Source organism: Pseudomonas sp. Y24-6 (assembly GCF_020295325.1).
Taxonomy (GTDB): domain Bacteria; phylum Pseudomonadota; class Gammaproteobacteria; order Pseudomonadales; family Pseudomonadaceae; genus Aquipseudomonas; species Aquipseudomonas gregormendelii.
On the sequence record NZ_JACBXG010000004.1, the window covers coordinates 265,465 to 283,729 of the forward strand.

Below are 18,265 nucleotides of genomic sequence, written 5' to 3' on the forward strand. Positions count from 1 at the left end.
AGTCAGGTTGGATGTAATAGGTAGACCACCAGTGTGCCCAATGATGCCGTTTAACGCACTACCCCTGTAGGAGTGAGCCTGCTCGCAATACGGTACGTCAGTGACGTGGACGCTGGCTGACACGACGCTATCGCCAGCAGGCTGGCTCCCACATGGGCGTCTCAGGCAATCGGGCCACGTGGATAGCGTTTGAGCTTCTCGATCAGCTCGCTGCCCGGGATTGGCCGGTCGAACAGGTAGCCCTGACCGACGTCACAGCGGTGGCGGCGCAGGAAGGCCAGCTGCTCGGCGGTCTCTATGCCTTCGGCTACTACTTTGAGCTTCAGGTTGTGGGCCATGGCGATCACTGCGGAGGTGATTTCCATGTCGTCCTGGTTGTCCGGGATTTCGTGGATGAAGCTTCGATCGATCTTGATGATATCGATCGGGAATTTTTTCAGGTAGCTGAGCGACGAATAGCCGGTGCCGAAGTCATCCATGGCCAGGGTCAGGCCCAGGCGCTTGAGCTGGTCGAGTTGCAAGTGCGTGTCTTCGGTCGCTTCGAGCAGCAGGCCTTCCGTCAGTTCCAGCTCCAGCAGATTGGGCGGCAGCGCTTCTTCCTTGAGGATATTGGCGATGGATGCCACCAGGTCAGGGTCGGAGAACTGCTTGGGCGACAGGTTGATCGCTACCTGCAAATTGCCCAGGCCGGCTGCAGTCAGGTCTTTGCTCATGCGGCAGGCCTGGCGTGCAATCCATTTGCCGATCGGAATGATCAGGCCGGTTTCCTCGGCGACGCTGATGAACTGGTCGGGGCGGATCATGCCCTTGTCTGGATGGTTCCAGCGCAGCAGCGCTTCCATGCCCAGCAGGCGCCCACTGCGCAGGCACAGCTTGGGCTGGTAGAACACGTCCAGTTCATTCTGGGTCAGGGCGCGACGCAGGTTGTTCTCGACGAACAGTTTGTAGCTGGCCTCGGCATTCAACGTCTCGGTGAACACCTGAACCTGATGCTTACCGTTGGCCTTGGCCTTGTGCAGCGCCAGGCCGGCGTTGCGCATCAGCGTCTGCGGGTCGCGGCCATGCAGCGGCGCACACGCCAGGCCGACGGAGCCAGTGACGCTGATCAGCTGGTTGTCGACGAACATTGGCTTGTCGAGCGTCGCCAGCAGCTGGTTGGCCACCTGTTGGCCGGTGCAGAGGTCCGTGTCGTCCAGCAACACGGCGAATTCGTTGCTGGCAAAACGCGCCAGGCTGCCGCTGGGGCTCAGGCTGTTGCGCAGCCGGCGGGCGAGGCTGATCAGCAGCTTGTCGCCGGTCTGGTGGCCGAGGCTGTCGTTGATCCGCTTGAAGTTGTCGATGTCCACCAGCAGCAGGCTGATGGGCGTATCGGTATCCCGGGCGAAGCGTTCGTCGAGGTTGCGGATGAAGGCGGGTCGATTGCCGAGGTTGGTCAGGTTGTCTGTGTAGGCGAGGCGTTCGATTCGTTGCTGGGCGAGTTTGCTCTGGGTGATGTCTTCGTAAATGCCAATGTAATGCGTTAGCTCGCGGTTGTCGCCGTACACCTTGGAGATCGACAACTGGCCCCAGTAGGGCTCGAGGTTTTTGCGTCGGCTTTTGAATTCGCCCTGCCAGCTGTTGCTCTTGGCCAGCGCTGAAGTCGCGTCGAACAGCAATTCACTGAGGTTTTCCAGGGCCGGCAGTTGGGACAGTTGCTGACCGTGAACCTCCTCGGTGCTGTACTGGGTGATCGCGGTAAAGCTGGGGTTGACGTACTCCACGATGCCATCGCAATTGACCAGCAGAAAGGCGTTCGCGCTCTGCTCGACGGCCCGCTGGAACAGGTGCAGGGCACTGGTGGCGGTGCGGCGGTTGTGATTGCTGATCACTTGGGCAAACTGGTCCGCCAGCTCGCCGGCAAAGGCTATTTCGTCCGACTGCCAGGCGCGGGCGGTGGCGTTCTGCTCAAGGCATAGCACCCCGACCACCTGGCCGTCGACCCGAACGCTGGCGTCGAGCATGGCGATGACATCCCGTGGCTGCAGGCATTCGGCCAGCTCGCGGGTGCGCGGGTCGCGCATGACATTGTGGGCGTCGATGGCGCGGCCGGTGTGCAGGGCTTCCAGATAGTCAGGGAAACCACTGACATCGATCGGGTCCGGCAGCTGATGCTTCTGGCTCGTTCGGTGATAGGCCGAGATCGGTACCAGCATCGACCCTTCGAGGTTCCACAGGCTGGCGCAATCGACCTCGTAGATATCGCAGGCACTGCGGGTGATCAGCTCGGCGGCTTCCTGCAGGGAGTTGATGCTGGTGTAGCGCTGACGCGTCAGCAGAAGGATCAAGTCTTGCTGCGCACGCACTCGTTCCAGGTGCATCAGCTGTTCCTGCTGGGTGCGCTGGTTGAGTTCAAGGGCGATTTGCAGGCGCGAGTTCTGGGTTTCCAGGTCCAATGCGGCCAGTAGAGGGTTGCCTTCGAACAGTTCGTCCACCACCAGCAGGTAGCCGCGCACCAGCTGCCGGTTGTGCTGTTTGAACGCTTCGCCCAGCTCCAGCAGCTTCAAGGCGCCGGCGGGGGTGTGCAGGGTATAGCGGATCAGGTAACTGGAGGCTTCGGTGAGCTGCTGCTGAATCGCATCATGCAGTTGATGGCGCGCTTGCGGCTCCATCAGGCTGGCGTAAGGCGAACTGATCAGGGAGCAGAGCTCAACCGCCGCCAGGCCAAATTGTCGTTCGCAGTTGGGGTCGAGAAACAGCATCGCCCAGCTGGCTTCATTCAGCCGCTCGAAACGCAGCATGCCGAGCCGCGAGGGCACAGGCAATTGCGTCACTACCTCGGCCGCCATACGGCTGGCGGCATCGGGTTGGCTTTTCATGAAGGGAGACTCGCTGCGAAAGTACTGGTCGCGCCGGGCTCGCGCCCTCTTTTCTGTTGCGTGTCGCAAGGTTGCATCATTGCGACACCGACTGACAAGAGAGATGGAGGCCAAGTGCTATAAGAATATGTCGGCAGGGATTGGGAATTCTGCAGTCGTGGGCCGAAAGTATTATTTTTCTGCCCGAAAGAATCGCAGCACCGAGGGCTGCGATCCGGGGGGCGGGGGCAGCACAACGGAATATCGATTCTCTGCAACAGGTAGCCTGTACCGCCCGGCTGCAGGAAGCCTTGGTTAAAACATTCAGGCAAAAAAAAGCCCCGCCAAATTGGCGGGGTTGAGGTACGAGCGTGGCGCTCGGAAAACGCGAAACGCAACGGGCCCTCCAGGGAGGGCCGGCTGGTGTTACAGCAGGATGGTGCGGATGTCGGCCAGCAGGTCGCTCAGGCGCTTGGTGAAGCGTGCAGCAGCGGCGCCGTTGATCACACGGTGATCGTAGGACAGCGACAGTGGCAGCATCAGTTTCGGCTGGAAGGCTTTGCCATCCCAGACCGGCTGGATGGTTGCCTTCGAGACACCGAGGATCGCCACTTCCGGCGCGTTGACGATCGGCGTGAAGCCGGTGCCGCCAATGTGCCCGAGGCTGGAAATGGTGAAGCAGGCACCTTGCATGTCGTCAGCGGTGAGCTTCTTGTCGCGGGCTTTGGCAGCCAGCGCAGCCGCTTCAGCCGCAAGCTGCAGCAGGCTCTTCTGGTCGACGTTCTTGATGACCGGTACCAGCAGGCCTTCAGGGGTGTCGACCGCAAAGCCGATGTTCACGTACTTCTTGCGAATGATCGCCTTGCCGCTTGGCGCCAGCGAGCTGTTGAAGTCCGGCAGCTCCTTGAGCAGATGCGCACAGGATTTGAGCAGCAGCGGCAGGATGGTCAGCTTGACGCCGGCCTTCTCTGCAACGGCTTTCTGGGCAATACGGAACGCTTCCAGGTCGGTGATATCAGCCGAATCGAACTGAGTCACGTGCGGGATGTTCAGCCAGCTGCGGTGCAGGCTGGAAGCGCCGATCTGCATCAGGCGAGTCATCGGCACTTCTTCGGTTTCGCCGAAGCGGCTGAAGTCCACGACCGGAATCGGCGGAATGCCCGCGCCACCGGTTGCGCCGCCAGCAGCGGCCGGTGCTTCCTTGGCCTTCTGCATCATGGCTTTGACGTAAACCTGAACGTCTTCTTTCAGGATGCGACCGTGTGGACCGCTGGCGCCGACCGCGTTCAGCTCGACACCAAATTCACGGGCCAGCTGGCGAACCGCCGGGCCGGCGTGAACCTTGGCGCCCGGCTTGGCCGGGGCCGCAACCGGTGCGGCAGGCGCAGCGGCAGCCGGAGCAGCGTCAGCCTTGGCCGCTGCAGGTGCAGGTGCAGGAGCCGGTGCGGCAGCGGCGGTTGCCGGGGCAGCAGCAGGCGCAGCACCTTTGACCTTGAGCTTGAGGATCAGGTCACCGGTACCCACCTCGTCATCCAGCTTGACGGCAATGCTTTCCACCACGCCGGCGGCAGGCGATGGGATTTCCATGCTTGCCTTGTCGGATTCCAGGGTGATCAGCGACTGGTCGGCGGTGACGGTGTCGCCGGCCTTGACCAGTACTTCGATGATCTTGGCTTTGCCCGACGAACCAATGTCCGGCACATGAATGTCCTGGACGCTGTCGGCAACCGGTGCGGCCGGGGCTGCAGCGGCAGGTGCAGGTGCAGCGGCAGCAGGCGCAGCAGCCTGGGCCGGAGCGGCAGCAGCAGGGGCCGCAGCACCAGCCACTTCCAGATCCAGGATCAGGTCGCCCGTGCCCACTTCGTCATTGAGCTTGACGCTGATGCTCTTGACCACGCCAGCGGCAGGCGAAGGGATTTCCATGCTCGCCTTGTCGGACTCCAGGGTGATCAGCGACTGATCAGCTTCGACGGTGTCGCCGACCTTGACCTGGATCTCGATGATCTGGGCCTTGCCCGACGAACCGATGTCCGGCACATGCACTTGCTGTACGGAGGCAGCAGCAGGCGCCGCAGCTGGAGCGGCTGCAGCAGGCGCTGCCGCCGGTTGCTCTTCAGCCTTGGCTGCCGGCGCAGCGGCAGCCGCAGGTGCCGCAGCCGCGTCACCCTCGACTTCCAGCTCAAGCAGTTCGTCGCCTTCTTTCAGACGGTCGCCCAGCTTCACCTTGAGGCTTTTGACGATGCCGGCCTTGGGAGCAGGAACTTCCATGCTCGCCTTGTCCGACTCAAGCGTCAGAATGCTCTGTTCGGCTTCGATACGGTCGCCGACCTTCACAAATAGTTCGATTACTTCACCTTCACCGCTGCCGATGTCAGGTACGCGAATGAGTTCGCTCACAGAGTGTCTCCTCAGCAGTCCAGTGGGTTGCGTTTTTCCGGGTTGATGCCGAACTTGGCGATGGCTTCAGCCACCACTTTAGGTTCGATATCACCACGGTCAGCCAATGCTTCCAGGGCTGCCAACACCACGAATTGACGATCGACTTCGAAGAAGTGACGCAGCTTCTTGCGGCTGTCACTGCGGCCGAAACCGTCGGTGCCCAGGACTTTGAATTCCTTGGACGGGACCCACTGGCGGATTTGCTCAGCGAACAGCTTCATGTAGTCGGTAGAGGCGATGACCGGGCCTTTACGGCCGTTCAGGCATTCTTCGACGTAGCTCAGTTGCGGCTTCTGGCCCGGGTGCAGGCGGTTGCTGCGCTCTACGGCCAGACCATCGCGACGCAGTTCGTTGAAGCTGGTAACGCTCCAGACGTCAGCGCCGATGTTGAACTCTTCACGCAGGATCTTCGCTGCTTCACGGACTTCACGCAGGATGGTGCCGGAGCCCATCAGCTGAACGTGGTGCGCCGCTTCGCGGGTGTCTTCTTCGAGCAGGTACATGCCCTTGATGATGCCTTCCTCGACACCGGCCGGCATGGCTGGTTGCTGGTAGGACTCGTTCATCACAGTGATGTAATAGAAAACGTCCTGCTGCTCTTCGGTCATCTTCTTCATGCCGTCCTGGATGATCACCGCCAGCTCGTAGCCGTAGGTTGGATCAAAGGTGCGGCAGTTCGGGATGGTGCCAGCCAGGATGTGGCTGTGACCGTCTTCGTGTTGCAGGCCTTCGCCGTTCAGCGTGGTCCGGCCGGCGGTGCCGCCGATCAGGAAGCCACGGGTACGGCTGTCGCCTGCAGCCCAGGCCAGGTCGCCGATACGCTGGAAGCCGAACATCGAGTAGAAGATGTAGAACGGCAACATTGGCTGGTTGTGGCTGGAGTACGAAGTACCGGCAGCGATGAAGGAGCTCATGGCGCCCGCTTCGTTGATGCCTTCTTCGAGGATCTGGCCCTTCTTGTCTTCCTTGTAGAACATCACCTGGTCTTTATCGACTGGCTCGTAGAGCTGGCCGACGGAGGAGTAGATGCCCAGTTGGCGGAACATGCCTTCCATACCGAAGGTACGGGCTTCGTCCGGGATGATCGGAACGATGCGCGGGCCGATTTCCTTGTCCTTGACCAGTTGCGCGAGGATCCGCACGAAGGCCATGGTGGTGGAAATTTCACGGTCGCCCGAGCCGTCGAGGATGGCCTTGAGGGTATCGAGCGACGGGGTCGGCACGCTGAAGCTGTTGGCGCGACGCTGTGGCACGAAACCGCCCAATGCAGTGCGGCGCTCGCTCAGGTAGCGGGCTTCGGCGCTGTTTGGCTCTGGTTTGAAAAACGGCAGGTTTTCCAGTTCTTCGTCCTTGACCGGGATGTCGAAGCGGTCGCGGAACAACTTCAGGCTGTCGACATCGACTTTCTTGGTGTTGTGCGCAGTGTTCTTCGCTTCGCCAGCACCGGTGCCGTAACCCTTGATGGTCTTGGCCAGGATGACGGTAGGCTGTTCTTTGTGGTTGACCGCTTCGTGGTACGCCGCGTAGACCTTGTACGGGTCGTGGCCGCCACGGTTGAGTTTCCAGATCTCGTCGTCGGACAGATCAGCAACCATCGCCTTGAGTTCTGACGAGTTGAAGAAGTGTTCACGTACGAACGCGCCGTCTTTGGCTTTGTAGTTCTGGTACTCGCCGTCGATGACTTCGTCCATGCGACGTTGCAGGATACCGTCGACGTCCTTGGCCAGCAGCGGGTCCCAGAAACGGCCCCAAATGACTTTGGTCACGTTCCACTGGGCACCACGGAACACGCCTTCGAGTTCCTGGATGATCTTGCCGTTGCCGCGAACCGGGCCGTCGAGGCGCTGCAGGTTGCAGTTGATGACGAAGATCAGGTTGTCGAGCTTCTCGCGGCCAGCCAGCGAGATCGCGCCCAGGGATTCCGGCTCGTCGCACTCGCCGTCGCCCAGGAAGCACCAGACTTTCTGTTTGCCTTCCGGAATAAAGCCACGAGCTTCCAGGTACTTCATGAAGCGCGCCTGGTAGATCGCCTGGATCGGGCCCAGACCCATGGATACAGTCGGGAACTGCCAGAAATCAGGCATCAGCCAAGGGTGCGGATAGGACGACAGGCCCTGGCCGTCCACTTCCTGACGGAAATTGTTCATCTGGTCTTCGGTGATGCGGCCTTCCATGAACGCACGGGCGTAAACGCCTGGCGAGGTGTGGCCCTGGAAGTAGATCAGGTCGCCGCCATGTTCGTCGGTCGGGGCCTGGAAAAAGTAGTTGAAGCCGATGTCGTACAGGGTCGCACTGGAAGCGAAGCTGGAGATGTGTCCGCCCAGGTCCGAATCTTTCAAATTCGTACGCATTACCATTGCCATCGCGTTCCAGCGTACCAACGAGCGAATGCGGCGTTCCATGAACAGGTCGCCAGGCATGCGTGCTTCGTGGGTGACGGGAATGGTGTTGCGGTATGGCGTGGTGATGGCGTAAGGCAACTGCGAACCGCTGCGGGTTGCAAGTTCGCCCATACGGGTCATCAGATAGTGGGCACGGTCTTCGCCTTCTTTGTCGAGAACCGATTCCAGGGCGTCCAGCCATTCCTGGGTTTCGACGGGATCGAGGTCTTGCATGGCTTGCTCCAGGGCGGAAAGGCTTCCAGAATCGGTTGCCTGAGTTTGCGACTGGCCTTGTGGGCAGACGATATAAATTCTTGGATTGCCGAGAGGTAGGTTCCGGCGGCGTGTAGTTTTACTACAAATCATCGAGCATTTCAGCATTCCGAATGTATATACGAGTAGTAAAACTACAGATGAGCGGCTTGTGGCCTCCGGCTGCGTTGTGAGAATAATCGTTAAGGTTGGTCTTTTGCCAACCGAAAAAGGTGAAAGCTTGATGATCGCTGCCAACATTAAAACAATTTCAGCTATTTATAACCTTTGTTCGACAGTCGATCAGGTAGTGCCTTTTCGAAAATCACTACATGCAGCCCGTTCCACGCCGATCAAGGATAGACCATGAGCCTCCCTTCGCTGGCTGAACTGCCCGCCATTCTCCTGCCATTGGTCACCCGTGCCGAGCAGTCGTTTCGTGCTGCCGTCGAGGCGCTGGAGGATGATCATGGTCTGTCGGCCTGGCCTCCCGAGCGATGGGCACAATTTGCCCGGGTGAGCGCCGCCAGCGACTTTGTGATTGAACAGTCGGTGCGTGACCCGTCGATGCTGCTGGAGCTGGTGCGGTCCGGGGAGCTGGACCGTAACTTTGCCTCGGGTGAATTGTGCGCGCAGATTGCCGCAGCGGTGAACCAGGCCGAGACCGACGACGAACTCGGGCGAGCCTTGCGCCGCCAGCGCACCCGGCATCAGGTACGGATCATCTGGCGTGACCTGACGCGCCAGGCCGATCTGGTGCAGACCTGTCGCGATCTTTCGGACATGGCCGACGCCAGTATCGACCAGGCTTATCAATGGCTGTACGCGCGCCATTGCCAGCAGTTCGGCGCGCCCACGGGTCGGCGCAGTGGCGAGCCGCAGCAGATGGTCATCCTTGGCATGGGAAAGCTCGGTGCGGTGGAGCTCAACCTGTCTTCGGACATCGACCTGATCTTCGCGTATCCCGAGGGCGGCGAAACAGTGGGCGTCAAACGCTCGCTGGATAACCAGGAGTTCTTCATTCGGTTGGGTCAGCGCCTGATCAAGGCGCTGGACCCGATGACGGTCGACGGTTTTGTCTTCCGCGTCGACATGCGCCTGCGGCCATACGGTTCGGCGGGTGCATTGGTGCTGAGCTTCAACGCGCTGGAGCAGTATTACCAGGATCAGGGCCGCGACTGGGAGCGCTACGCCATGATCAAGTCGCGGGTGGTGGCGGGTGATCAAGTCGCCGGTGCGCAATTGCAGGAGATGCTGCGCCCGTTCGTCTACCGGCGCTACCTGGACTTTTCGGCTATCGAAGCGCTGCGCACGATGAAGCAGCTGATCCAGCAGGAAGTGCGGCGCAAGGGCATGGCTGACAATATCAAGCTCGGCTCCGGTGGGATCCGTGAAGTGGAGTTTATCGCCCAGGCCTTCCAGCTGATCCACGGCGGCCGGGACTTGAGCCTGCAGCAGCGTCCCCTGTTGAAGGTGCTGAGCACTCTTGAAGGCCAGGGCTACCTGCCGCCGGCCGTGGTCAGCGAACTGCGTGAAGGCTACGAGTTCCTGCGGTACACCGAACATGCGATACAGGCGATTGCCGACCGCCAGACCCAGATGTTGCCCGACGGCGCGCAGGATCAGGCGCGTATTGCCTTTATGCTGGGTTTTGCCGACTGGCCCGCGTTCCATGAACAACTGATGTACTGGCGCAATCGGGTGGCCTGGCACTTCGGCCAGGTCATTGCCGACCCGGACGAAGAGGAAGGCACCGAAAGCGAAGTGGTGGTCGGCGGGGAATGGTTGCCGCTGTGGGAGGAAGCCCAGGATGAAGAGGCCGCCTGTCGGCAGCTGGAGGAGGGCGGGTTTGCTGATGCCACCAGGGCCCTGAAGGCACTCGCCAGTTTGCGCGGCAGCCCGCAGTTGCGTGCCATGCAGCGCCTCGGTCGGGAGCGGCTTGATGCCTTTATTCCACGGTTGCTGGCCCAGGCGGTGGAGCACGCCAACCCGGACCTGGTCCTGGAACGGGTGCTGCCCTTGGTGGAGGCTGTCGCCCGTCGTTCGGCCTATCTGGTGTTGTTGACCGAAAACCCCGGGGCGCTGCGTCGGCTGTTGACTTTGTGTGCCGCGAGCCCGTGGATTGCCGAGCAGATCACGCGGTTTCCGCTGCTGCTCGACGAGCTGCTCAATGAAGGTCGCTTGTTCAAACCACCCCTGGCGCCAGAGCTGGCGGCGGAATTGCGCGAGCGCCTGACGCGCATTCCCGAGGACGATCTTGAGCAGCAGATGGAAGCCTTGCGGCATTTCAAGCTGGCTCACCGGTTGCGGGTGGCTGCATCGGAAATTGCCGGCAGCCTGCCGCTGATGAAGGTCAGCGACTACCTGACCTGGCTGGCCGAGGCCATTCTGGAGCAAGTGCTGGCCCTGGCCTGGCGGCAGACGGTGGCCAAATACGGTACTCCGCTGCGCACCGACGGTACCTTGTGCGATCCCGGGTTCATCATTGTCGGTTATGGCAAAGTCGGCGGGCTGGAACTCGGGCATGGTTCGGACCTGGACCTGGTGTTTATTCATGACGGCGACCCGCAGGCGGAAACCGACGGGGCAAAATCCATCGATGGCGCGCAATTTTTCACCCGGCTGGGGCAGCGCATCATTCACCTGCTCACGACCCAGACCAACTCCGGCCAGCTCTATGAAGTGGATATGCGCCTGCGACCGTCCGGTGCCTCGGGGTTGCTGGTGAGTTCGCTTGGCGCGTTTTCGCGCTATCAGGAAAACGAAGCCTGGACATGGGAGCACCAGGCATTGGTGCGGGCGCGGGTGCTGGTAGGTAGCCAGGACGTCGGTCAGGCATTTGAGAAGGTGCGAGCCACGGTGCTGGGCAAGGCCAGGGACTTGCCAACCTTGCGCCAGGAGGTCAGCGAGATGCGTGCGAAGATGCGCGATAATCTTGGCAGCAAGAGTACGGCGGCCGGCACGGCGGCAAATGCCTTCGAGGCCACGGCGCCGTTCGATCTCAAGCAGGACGCCGGAGGTATCGTCGATATTGAATTTATGGTGCAATACGCGGCCCTGGCGTGGTCGCAAACGCACCCGTCATTGCTACGCTGGACCGACAACATCCGTATTCTGGAAGGGCTGGAAGAGGAAGGCTTGATGCCTGCCGCAGATGCCAGCCTGTTGCGCGAGGCCTATAAAGCCTACCGCTCCGCCGCCCACCGGCAGGCTTTGCAAAAGGATGCAGGAGTAATACCGGGCGATCAGTTCGTGGACGAACGACGGCAGGTATTGCGGATCTGGCGTGAGCTGGGGCTAAGCTGATTCACGAGGCGGGGAGGCGTAGGCCTCCCCGGTTCGTTTTTGGAAACCACATGAAAATTCTGATCGTTGGGCCCAGTTGGGTCGGTGACATGGTGATGGCGCAGACACTCTTTCAGTGTCTCAAGCAACGCCACCCGCAATGCGAAATCGACGTCCTGGCCCCCGAGTGGAGCCGGCCGATCCTGGAGCGCATGCCCGAAGTCCGTCAGGCCTTGAGTTTTCCGCTCGGCCACGGTGCCTTGGAATTGGCTACACGGCGGCGCATCGGCAAATCCCTGGCTGGCCAGTACGACCAGGCGATCCTGCTGCCCAACTCGTTGAAGTCGGCGCTGGTGCCGTTCTTTGCCGGCATCGCGAAACGCACCGGCTGGCGCGGCGAATTCCGCTACGGCTTGCTCAATGACGTACGCACGCTGGATAAGGAACGTTATCCGCTGATGATCGAGCGGTTCATGGCCCTGGCCTTCGAGCCTGGCGTCGAGCTGCCAAAACCTTATCCACGCCCGACGCTGCAGATCGACCCGGTGTCCCGGAAAGCGGCGCTGGCCAAGTTCGGCCTGACCCTGGACCGCCCGGTGCTGGCGCTGTGCCCGGGTGCCGAGTTCGGCGAATCCAAGCGCTGGCCCTCCGAGCATTACGCCCAGGTTGCCGAAGCCAGGATTCGCGAGGGTTGGCAGGTGTGGCTGTTCGGTTCGAAAAACGACCACTCCGTTGGCGAGGACATCCGCGCCCGGCTGATCCCGGGCTTGCGTGAAGAGTCGGTGAACCTCAGCGGCGGAACGTCCCTGGCCGAGGCCATCGATTTGCTGTCCTGTGCCGACTCGGTGGTGTCCAACGATTCCGGCCTGATGCACGTGGCCGCTGCGTTGAACCGACCGCTGGTGGCCGTGTATGGCTCCACCTCTCCAGGGTTCACACCCCCCCTGGCCGAGCATGTCGAAATTGTCCGCCTGGGCATCGAATGCAGCCCCTGCTTTGACCGTACGTGCCGTTTCGGTCATTACAACTGCCTGCGCCAGCTTATGCCGCAAGCGGTGAACGAAGCCTTGCAGCGGTTGCAGGGCACTGTGGTCGAGGTCAATTAATTTGCGGGTCCTGTTGATCAAGACGTCTTCGCTCGGTGACGTGATCCATGCGTTACCGGCGCTGACGGACGCGGCCCGGGCGATTCCCGGCATTCAATTCGACTGGGTGGTGGAAGAGGGCTTCGCGGAGATCCCGACCTGGCATCCTGCGGTGGGCAAGGTGATTCCGGTCGCGATTCGTCGCTGGCGCAAAAACATCTGGCAGACCATCAGGAGCGGCGAGTGGAAGCGCTTCAAGCAAAGCATTCGCGCGACAAAATATGATCTGGTGATTGATGCCCAGGGCCTGTTGAAAAGTGCCTTGCTGACTCGTTATGTCAAGGCGCCGGTGGCAGGCCTCGATAAAGGTTCGGCACGTGAGCCGATCGCGGCACGTTTCTATGACCGGCGCCTGGCAGTTGCCCGCGGCCAGCATGCCGTGGAGCGAGTACGCCAATTGTTCGCCATCGCCCTGGGCTACGACTTGCCCAAGGGCCTGGGCGACTATGGCCTGAACGTCGAACGTCTGGTCGAGCTGCCGCGCAAGAATCCCTACGTTTTGTTCCTGCACGGCACCACCTGGGACACCAAGCACTGGCCCGAGGCCTATTGGCGAGAGCTGGCCGAGCGCGTTGGCTACCTGGGCGTCGGCGTGAAGCTGGCTTGGGGCAACCCGGCCGAAAAAGCGCGCGCCGAGCGCATCGCCAAGGACATGCGCCACGTTGAAGTCCTGCCCAAACTGAACCTGGCGGGCGTTGGCAAAGTGCTGGCCGGGGCGCAGGCCTGCGTGGCGGTGGATACCGGTCTTGGCCATCTGGCAGCGGCGCTGGACGTCCCGACATTGTCGCTGTTCGGCCCCACCAACCCGGGCCTGACTGGCGCCTACGGCAAGTCGCAGATTCACATCGCCAGCGACTTCCCCTGCGCACCCTGCCTGCAAAAGAAATGCACCTATCAACCGACGGCCGAAGATGCCAGCCGGTTTGACCTGAAACGCGAGTGGCCGCTGTGCTTCACGCGTTTGAATCCCGAGCGTGTCGCGACCCGACTGAGCACGTTGTTACTGGCTGAGGAGCTGCGCTGATGCAATTGGCATTCGTCTTGTACAAATATTTTCCATTCGGGGGGCTGCAGCGCGACTTTATGCGCATCGCCCTGGAATGCCAGCAGCGCGGCCACCAGATCCGCGTTTATACGCTGATCTGGGAAGGCGATATTCCGCCGGGCTTTGAGGTGCTGGTAGCTCCGGTCAAGGCGTTCTTCAATCATCGTCGCAACGAGAAACTCAGCGAGTGGATGGCCGCGGATCTGGCCAGGCGTCCTGTGGATCGTCTGATCGGCTTCAACAAGATGCCGGGCCTGGACGTCTACTACGCCGCCGATGGTTGCTTTGAAGACAAGGCGCAGAACCTGCGCAACTCGCTCTACCGTCGCTGGGGTCGCTACCGCCACTTCGCCGAGTACGAGCGCGCCGTGTTCGCCAAGGACGCCAAGACCGAAGTCCTGATGATTTCCGAAGTCCAGCAACCGCTGTTCATCAAGCATTACGGCACCCCGCTGGAGCGCTTTCATCTGCTGCCCCCGGGCATTTCCCAGGATCGTCGCGCACCGGCAAACGCTGCCGAGATCCGCGCTGAATTCCGCCGTGAGTTCAACTTGCAGGACGATGAGCTGCTGTTGGTGCAGATCGGCTCCGGGTTCAAGACCAAGGGCGTCGATCGTAGCCTCAAGGCGCTGGCCGGACTGCCTGCCGATCTGAAAAAACGTACCCGGCTGTTTGTAATTGGCCAGGACGACCCCAAGATATTCCAGATGCAGAGTGCGACATTGGGTCTCGGCGATAACGTGACCTTCCTCAAGGGGCGCAGCGATATTCCGCGGTTTTTGCTGGGTGCGGACCTGTTGATCCACCCGGCTTATAACGAAAATACCGGGACCGTTCTGCTTGAAGCCCTGGTCGCTGGTCTGCCGGTGCTGGTGAGCGCGGTCTGCGGTTACGCCCATTACATCGCCGAGGCGGACGCGGGGCGGGTGTTGGACGAACCATTCGATCAGGCGCAACTGACCCACTACCTGGCCGACATGCTGAACGACGCTCAGGCGCGTGCGGCCTGGAGTCGCAACGGTCTGGCCTTCGCCGACACGGCCGACCTCTACAGCATGCCGCAGCACGCGGCCGACGTGATTCTGGCGGAGCAGGCGAAATGAAATTGATGTTGGCTGAACCGTTCAAGAGCCTTTGGGCTGGACGCGACCCGTTTACCGAAGTCGAGCGTCTCGAGGGCGAGGTGTATCGCGAGCTTGAGGCGCGCCGCACCTTGCGCACTGAAGTGGACGGCCACGGTTTTTTCGTGAAAATCCACCGTGGCATTGGCTGGGGCGAAATCTTCAAGAACCTGCTCACCGCCAAGCTGCCGGTGCTCGGCGCCGGCCAGGAGTGGAAGGCCATCCAGCGCCTCAAGGAAGTGGGGGTGCCGAGCATGACGGCGGTGGCTTACGGGGAGAAAGGCAGCAACCCGGCCGACCAGCACTCGTTCATTGTCACCGAAGAGCTGGCACCTACCGTCAGCCTCGAAGACTACAGCGTCGATTGGGTCAAGAACCCGCCGGAACCGACACTCAAGCGGGCGCTGATCGCCGAAGTGGCGCGCATGACCGGCATGATGCACCGCGCCGGCGTCAACCACCGCGACTGCTACATCTGCCATTTCCTGCTGCACACCGACAAACCGGTGAAGGCTGACGATTTCAAGCTTTCGGTGATCGATCTGCACCGGGCCCAGACCCGCCCGGCAATCACTCAGCGCTGGCGCAACAAGGACCTGGCCGCGCTGTACTTTTCGGCGCTGGACATTGGCCTGACCCGTCGCGACAAGTTGCGCTTCCTCAAAGGTTACTTCCAGCAGCCGCTGCGGCAGGTCCTGGGCCAGGAAGCAGCCTTGCTCGCCTGGCTCGAAGGCAAGGCGAACAAACTCTACGATCGTAAACAGCGGTACGGAGATGCGCTCTGATGTCGGGTTGGAACCTGGAGCCTGCGTACAGCGAGCTGGCAGAAGATTTCGGAAGTCTTGATGCAGTGTTTGCACTTCAGGGCGAGCGCCTGACCCGCGATCCGCTGTCCGAAGTCATCCGCGTTCAACGCAACGGCGTCAATTACTACGTCAAGCGTTACGTTGGCGCCGGCAAGGGCCTGCGTCGTTACCTGGGCAAACCACGGGTCAAGGCCGAATGGCAGAACCTTAAACGGTTCGCCAAGTGGGGTATTCCCACCGCCGAAGTCGTGGCGTGGGGCCTGGAGCGGCGGGGGGCGGCCTATGATCGAGGTGCAATGATCACCCGGGAGCTGCCGCGTACCGAAGACCTGTCGGCACTGGCCGAGCGCCATGATCCGAAACTCCATGACCGTGCCTGGGTCGATGTTGTCAGCCGGCAGTTGGCCGGCTATACACGGACCATGCACGACCATCGGTTCACTCACAACGACCTGAAGTGGCGAAACCTGTTGATTGACGATCAGGCCCGGCTGTTCCTGATCGATTGCCCTAACGGCGACTTCTGGCGCGGTTTTTGGCTCAAGTATCGAATCACCAAGGACCTGGCGTGCCTGGACAAGGTCGCCAAGTACCAGCTGTCGGCCACTCAGCGCCTGCGGTTCTACTTGCAGTACCGCCAACGTGATCGCCTGAATGAGGCGGACAAGAAGCGCATTCGTCACGTTGTCAGATTTTTCGAGGGTCGCGAATGACTGATTTTCTCGCCGCTGATGACCGCGCGTTACTTGAACGCCATGGTCTGGGCACCTTCGAAGCGCTGTGGGCCAGGCAACTGGAAGCGGTGGACGAACCGAACACCGCACGCGGTGGCTGGAGCAGCGTGTTTCGCCTGGACCTGGAAGGTCATGGCTACTACCTCAAGCGGCAGTGCAATTACCAAATGCGTACGTTGCATGCGCCTTTTGGCGAGCCGAGTTTCGCCCGGGAGTTTCGCAATATCAGTCGCTATGAAAGCCTGGGCATTCCGGCGTTGAAAGCGGCGTTCTTTGGTGAGCGCAAGGTCAAGGGCGAAGTGCGGGCGATTCTGCTGACTCGTGCGCTGGATGGATGGGATGACCTCGACTCGCTGTTGCAGCGCTGGTCGCAACTTGGCGAGGTGGAGCAGTCGGCAATCATCCAGGCCTGTGGCCAGCTGGCTCGGCGCCTGCACGGTGCACGCCAGGTTCACGGCTGTTTTTATCCCAAGCACATTTTCCTGCAAACCACCGCCAGCGGTTATCAAGCCCAGCTGATTGACCTGGAAAAGACCCGGCCATTGCTGCTGGGGCAGCGCGACCGGGTGAAGGATCTAGAGCCTCTGCTGCGTCGTGCGCCGCTGTGGAACGACGCACAAGTGCGTGAGTTGCTGGCGGTTTACCTGGATCAGCCAGTGGCCAGTTCACTGATCGACAGCTGGCTGCAGCGCCTGGGTGCGCGGCGCGGTCACAAGGAGGCGCGCTGATGCGTTTGTCCGAACTGAAGCATGCAGGGCGTAACCCGGGCCTGCCATTGAGCATCTCACTGGCCGATGCCGCCGGGCCAGCCAACTTGCAGTTGCTGAGCTTGCTGCGCGTGCTGCCTGGGCAGCGATACGTTGGTGCTGGCGTTTGGCGCGGCCGTCCCGTGCTGGCCAAGTTACTGGTCGGCGCTAAAGCGTCGCGGCACTTCCAGCGCGAGCTCAATGGCGTGCGCTTGCTCGCCGATCAAGGCTTGACCACCCCTTTGCTGCTGGCCGATGGCTTGAAGGAAGGCGAGGGCGGCTGGCTGCTGTTCGATTTTCTCGAGGGCGCCGAGAGCCTGGGCGATGCGTGGAAGCAGGTCGAGAGTTTGCCAATGCTCGCGGACGAGCAGTCGGCCGTCCTGGCAGCTGCGCTGGGGGCGATCGGGCAGATGCACCGCAAAGGCTTGTGGCAGGAAGATCTGCACCTGGACAACCTGCTGCGCCAGCGGGGCCGTCTGTATTTGATTGATGGCGCGGGAATCTGCGCCGAAACGCCGGGGCAGCCACTGTCGCGGCAGAAAGTACTGGAAAATCTCGGGGTTTTTTTCGCCCAACTGCCCAAATCCCTCGAGCCTTTCACCGAAGAGCTCCTGGTGTATTACCTGTTGAGCAATGGCGAGCATGCCTTGCCCATGGAGGCATTGCAGAAGCAGATCAACAAGGTTCGCGCCTGGCGCCTCAAGGACTTCCTGATCAAGGTTGGGCGCGAGTGCACGCTCTTCAGCGTCCAGCGCGGGGCGTTTGCCTTGAGGGCTATTCGGCGCGAGGAAGAGGCGGCGATGCTGCCAGTGCTGGAGCAGGCGGACGAGTTACTTGATCGAGGCCATCTGTACAAGACCGGTGGCGCGGCGAGTGTAGGAAAAGTCGAGGTAGAAGGTAGAACGCTGGTTATCAAGCGATACAACATCAAGGGGTTCGCCCATTGGTTGAAGCGCTTCTGGCGCCCAAGTCGTGCGTGGCATTCGTGGCGCGAAGGCAATCGCCTGGCCTTCCTGGGCATTGCCACGCCCAAGCCGCTGGCCTTGCTGGAGAAGCGTTTTTTCTGGCTGCGCAGTCGGGCGTATCTGGTTACCGAATACCTTCCAGGTCCGGATATCATCGAACGTTTTGCCCCCTATGTTGATAGCGGGGACGCTCCCGAGGCCGAGCTGCTGGCGCTGGATCATCTGTTCGCCGAACTGATCGGCGAGCGCATCAGCCATGGCGATTTCAAAGGCCATAACCTGTTCTGGCATCAGGATCGCTGGGCATTGATAGACCTGGACTCCATGTGCCAGCACGGCTCGCCAGGCAGCTTCGCCCCGGCCTATGCGCGGGATCGGGCGCGATTCATGCGCAACTGGCCAGAAAGCAGCGCCCTCTACCAACTCATCGATCAGCGTCTGCCCAAAGACATCTCCAGCGTCTGATAAGGCGCGAAGATCGCAGCCTGCGGCAGCTCCTACGGAGATTTGTG

The 18,265-nt window shown here is 61.1% G+C and carries 11 protein-coding genes; 8 read left to right on the forward strand and 3 right to left on the reverse strand.

What is annotated here, in order from left to right; translation table 11 throughout:
- Nucleotides 1–161: 161 nt before the first annotated feature.
- The 3 genes from HYI44_RS10010 to aceE form a co-directional block, all read right to left on the reverse strand.
- Nucleotides 162–2,855, reverse strand: coding sequence for a GGDEF and EAL domain-containing protein (locus HYI44_RS10010; RefSeq protein WP_225569324.1), 2,694 nt, complete (start codon nt 2,853–2,855; stop codon nt 162–164).
- A 405-nt stretch (nt 2,856–3,260) separates the two neighbouring features.
- Nucleotides 3,261–5,231 carry a dihydrolipoyllysine-residue acetyltransferase gene (gene aceF / locus HYI44_RS10015; protein ID WP_225569325.1) on the reverse strand — a complete coding sequence of 657 codons (1,971 nt, stop codon included), beginning with the start codon at nt 5,229–5,231 and terminating at the stop codon, nt 3,261–3,263.
- 11 nt (nt 5,232–5,242) lie between these two features.
- Nucleotides 5,243–7,888 carry a pyruvate dehydrogenase (acetyl-transferring), homodimeric type gene (gene aceE, locus HYI44_RS10020; RefSeq protein WP_225569326.1) on the reverse strand — a complete coding sequence of 882 codons (2,646 nt, stop codon included), beginning with the start codon at nt 7,886–7,888 and terminating at the stop codon, nt 5,243–5,245.
- Between the two features lie 384 nt (nt 7,889–8,272).
- Between aceE and glnE the strand changes: the two genes are divergently transcribed.
- Genes glnE through HYI44_RS10060 form a run of 8 tightly spaced genes read left to right on the forward strand, consistent with a single transcriptional unit; the run spans nt 8,273 to nt 18,218 of the window.
- The gene (gene glnE, locus HYI44_RS10025) at nt 8,273–11,212 is read left to right on the forward strand and encodes a bifunctional [glutamate--ammonia ligase]-adenylyl-L-tyrosine phosphorylase/[glutamate--ammonia-ligase] adenylyltransferase (protein ID WP_225569327.1); all 2,940 of its coding nucleotides are present in this window, start codon (nt 8,273–8,275) and stop codon (nt 11,210–11,212) included.
- Between the two features lie 50 nt (nt 11,213–11,262).
- Nucleotides 11,263–12,297 (forward strand): lipopolysaccharide heptosyltransferase II, encoded by a 1,035-nt coding sequence (gene waaF, locus HYI44_RS10030; RefSeq protein WP_122841524.1) that lies wholly within the window; start codon nt 11,263–11,265, stop codon nt 12,295–12,297.
- A 1-nt stretch (nt 12,298) separates the two neighbouring features.
- Nucleotides 12,299–13,360 carry a lipopolysaccharide heptosyltransferase I gene (gene waaC / locus HYI44_RS10035; RefSeq protein WP_122841525.1) on the forward strand — a complete coding sequence of 354 codons (1,062 nt, stop codon included), beginning with the start codon at nt 12,299–12,301 and terminating at the stop codon, nt 13,358–13,360.
- Nucleotides 13,360–14,484 carry a glycosyltransferase family 4 protein gene (locus tag HYI44_RS10040; protein ID WP_122841526.1) on the forward strand — a complete coding sequence of 375 codons (1,125 nt, stop codon included), beginning with the start codon at nt 13,360–13,362 and terminating at the stop codon, nt 14,482–14,484. Before waaC ends, HYI44_RS10040 begins: the two co-directional genes overlap by 1 nt.
- Nucleotides 14,481–15,287 carry a lipopolysaccharide core heptose(I) kinase RfaP gene (rfaP, locus tag HYI44_RS10045; RefSeq protein ID WP_225569328.1) on the forward strand — a complete coding sequence of 269 codons (807 nt, stop codon included), beginning with the start codon at nt 14,481–14,483 and terminating at the stop codon, nt 15,285–15,287. Before HYI44_RS10040 ends, rfaP begins: the two co-directional genes overlap by 4 nt.
- The gene (locus HYI44_RS10050; RefSeq protein WP_122841528.1) at nt 15,287–16,021 is read left to right on the forward strand and encodes a lipopolysaccharide kinase InaA family protein; all 735 of its coding nucleotides are present in this window, start codon (nt 15,287–15,289) and stop codon (nt 16,019–16,021) included. Before rfaP ends, HYI44_RS10050 begins: the two co-directional genes overlap by 1 nt.
- Entirely contained in the window at nt 16,018–16,770 is a 753-nt protein-coding gene (locus tag HYI44_RS10055; RefSeq protein WP_225569329.1) for a lipopolysaccharide kinase InaA family protein, read from the forward strand. Before HYI44_RS10050 ends, HYI44_RS10055 begins: the two co-directional genes overlap by 4 nt.
- Nucleotides 16,770–18,218 carry a lipopolysaccharide kinase InaA family protein gene (locus HYI44_RS10060; RefSeq protein ID WP_225569330.1) on the forward strand — a complete coding sequence of 483 codons (1,449 nt, stop codon included), beginning with the start codon at nt 16,770–16,772 and terminating at the stop codon, nt 18,216–18,218. Before HYI44_RS10055 ends, HYI44_RS10060 begins: the two co-directional genes overlap by 1 nt.
- Nucleotides 18,219–18,265: the final 47 nt, after the last annotated feature.

Excerpts from the sequence above, each read along its gene's own strand:
- HYI44_RS10010 (WP_225569324.1), bottom strand. The coding sequence starts at position 2,855 with ATGAAAAGCCAACCCGATGCCGCCAGCCGTATGGCGGCCGAGGTAGTG.
- aceE (WP_225569326.1), bottom strand. The coding sequence starts at position 7,888 with ATGCAAGACCTCGATCCCGTCGAAACCCAGGAATGGCTGGACGCCCTG.
- glnE (WP_225569327.1), top strand. The coding sequence starts at position 8,273 with ATGAGCCTCCCTTCGCTGGCTGAACTGCCCGCCATTCTCCTGCCATTG.
- waaF (WP_122841524.1), top strand. The coding sequence starts at position 11,263 with ATGAAAATTCTGATCGTTGGGCCCAGTTGGGTCGGTGACATGGTGATG.
- HYI44_RS10040 (WP_122841526.1), top strand. The coding sequence starts at position 13,360 with ATGCAATTGGCATTCGTCTTGTACAAATATTTTCCATTCGGGGGGCTG.
- rfaP (WP_225569328.1), top strand. The coding sequence starts at position 14,481 with ATGAAATTGATGTTGGCTGAACCGTTCAAGAGCCTTTGGGCTGGACGC.
- HYI44_RS10050 (WP_122841528.1), top strand. The coding sequence starts at position 15,287 with ATGTCGGGTTGGAACCTGGAGCCTGCGTACAGCGAGCTGGCAGAAGAT.
- HYI44_RS10055 (WP_225569329.1), top strand. The coding sequence starts at position 16,018 with ATGACTGATTTTCTCGCCGCTGATGACCGCGCGTTACTTGAACGCCAT.
- HYI44_RS10060 (WP_225569330.1), top strand. The coding sequence starts at position 16,770 with ATGCGTTTGTCCGAACTGAAGCATGCAGGGCGTAACCCGGGCCTGCCA.